The organism is Micromonospora endophytica (assembly GCF_003236305.1).
Lineage (GTDB): Bacteria > Actinomycetota > Actinomycetes > Mycobacteriales > Micromonosporaceae > Micromonospora > Micromonospora endophytica.
Genome location: NZ_POTX01000426.1, coordinates 1 through 2,513, shown reverse-complemented (window position 1 = coordinate 2,513; position 2,513 = coordinate 1). Strand labels below are relative to the sequence as shown.

The window sequence follows — 2,513 nt, the reverse complement described above, 5'->3', positions numbered from 1 at the left end:
GGGCACGGGTCGGGTCACCGGGGCGCGCCGCGCGGTTCTGGGCTGGTGAGCTGCCCGAGGCCCTGACCGCCGTCGGCGCCCCGGCCCAGGGGCTCACCGGCGAGCAGGCGGCGCGGCTGCTGCGCGACCACGGGCCCAACCAGGTCCAGGTGACCCGCCGTCGGGGCTGGCGGCTGCTGCTGACCCAGTTCACCAGCCCCATCATCGTGATCCTCATCGCCGCCACGGTGCTGTCGATGGCCGTGGGCGACCTGATCGACGGCGCGATCATCCTGGCCATCGTCGCGGCCAGCGGCGGGCTGGGGTTCTGGCAGGAACGCGCCGCCGGGCGAGCTGTCGACGCGCTCCAGGCGCGGGTCCGGGTGACCGTGGAGGTGCTCCGCGACGGTCACCAGGTGGGCGTACCGGTCGAGGAGGTGACGGTCGGCGACCTGGTGCTGCTGCACGCCGGTGACGTGGTGCCGGCCGACTGCCGGGTGGTCGAGGCGCACCGGTTGCAGGTCGACCAGGCCGCCCTCACCGGGGAGTCGTTCCCGGTGGAGAAGAACTCGGACCCGGCACCCGCCGACGCGGAGCTGTCCGGGCGGACCAACGCGCTGTGGATGGGCACCCACGTGGTCAGCGGCACCGGCCGGGCGGTGGTCATGCGGACCGGCCGGGACACCGCGTACGCCGAAGTGGCCGCCCGGGTCGGGGCCCGGCCCGCCGCGACCGGCTTCCAGCGGGGCCTGACCCGCTTCGGGCTGCTGCTGGTCCGGATCATGGCGGTGCTGCTCGTCGGCATCGCGGTGGCCAACCTGCTGATGGGCAGGCCGATCATCGACTCCCTGCTCTTCTCCCTGGCCCTCGCCGTCGGGCTGACCCCGCAGATGCTCCCGGCGATCGTCGCGGTGAGCCTCTCCGCCGGTGCCCGGGCGATGGCCGCGCATCGGGTGATCGTCAAACGTCTGGCGGCGATCGAGGACTTCGGTGCGATGACCGTGCTGCTCACCGACAAGACCGGAACGCTCACCACCGGGAGTGTGACGCTCACCGACTGCCTCGACCTCGGCGGCACGCCCGATGCCGGGACCGCCCGGCTGGCCCGGCTCAACGCCGGACTCCAGCAGGGCTTCACCAACCCGATGGACACCGCCATCATGGCCGGGCAACCGCCCGCCGACCCGGCCCGCCGGATCGCCGAGGTGCCGTACGACTTCACCCGTCAGCGGCTCTCCGTGCTCGTCGACGAGGACGGCGTCGCCACCCTGATCACCAAGGGTTCGTTCGGCGCAGTGCTGGCTGTCTGCGCCACGGCCCGCACCGACAGCGGTGTCGTGCCACTGGATCAGGTACGCGACCGGATCCAGCAGCGGTTCACCGAGTTGAGCGAACGTGGGCACCGGGTGCTCGGCCTGGCGGTCCGGGAGCTACCGGGTGCGCGTACCGCCAGTGTGGACGACGAGACTCAGATGACCCTGGTCGGGCTGCTGGCCTTCCAGGATCCGGCCAAGCCCGACGCCGCCGAGGCGATCGACCGGCTCACCACGCTGGGCGTAGCCGTCCGGTTGATCACCGGCGACAATCGGCACGCCGCCGCACACGTCGCCGCGCAGGTCGGCCTCACCGGCGAACCGATGCTCGGTGCCGACATCGCCGCCTGCGCCGACGCGGAACTGCCCGACCGGGTCGCCGGCACCGAGGTGTTCGCCGAGGTCGACCCGGTGCAGAAGGAACGCGTACTCACCGCGCTGCGGTCCCGGGGCGCCGTGGTCGGCTTCATCGGCGACGGCATCAACGACTCCCCCGCCCTGCACGCCGCCGATGTCGGCATCTCGGTGGACACCGCCGCCGACGTGGCGAAGCAGGCGGCGGCGATCGTCCTGCTGGAGAAGGACCTCGACGTGGTGGCCGACGGGGTCCGGCTGGGCCGGCGGACCTTCACCAACACCCTGAAGTACCTCCGGGTCAACACCAGCGCGTCCTTCGGCAACGTGGTCAGCATGAGCATCGCCACCCTGCTGCTGCCCTTCCTGCCGCTGCTGCCCCGGCAGGTGCTGCTGCTCAACTTCCTCTCCGACATTCCCTACACCACGATCTCCACCGACCGCACCGACCCCGAGCAACTGCACGGCCCGCGCAGCGTCGACGTCCGCGCGATCCGCAAGTTCATGCTGGTCTACGGATCCCTCAGCGTCGCCGTCGACCTCGCCGCGCTCGCCGTGCTGCACTGGTGGTGGCGGACCCCCACCGACGTGTTCCGCGCCGCCTGGTTCATCCAGTTCACCGCGACCGAGATCATCGTGCTGATGGTGCTGCGTACCAACCGGGCCTTCCTGCGTAGCCGTCCCTCGACGCCGCTGCTCGCCACCGGGGCGCTGCTCATCGCGGTCACCGTCGCGCTGCCGTTCAGCCCGATGGCCGGGCCGCTCGGGCTCGGCCGCCCACCACTGCCGGTGCTGGCCACGCTCGCCGCGCTCACCACCGGGTACGTGGCCGCCACCGAGCTGGTCAAACGCTTCGTCCCACCCGAC

At 72.1% G+C, this 2,513-nt stretch carries 1 protein-coding gene; it reads left to right on the top strand.

Translation table 11 applies throughout. From position 1 onward, the window contains the following. Positions 1 to 2,513 (top strand): magnesium-translocating P-type ATPase (gene mgtA, locus C1I93_RS30085; protein ID WP_111246617.1); only part of this gene is annotated, 2,513 nt, incomplete at both ends.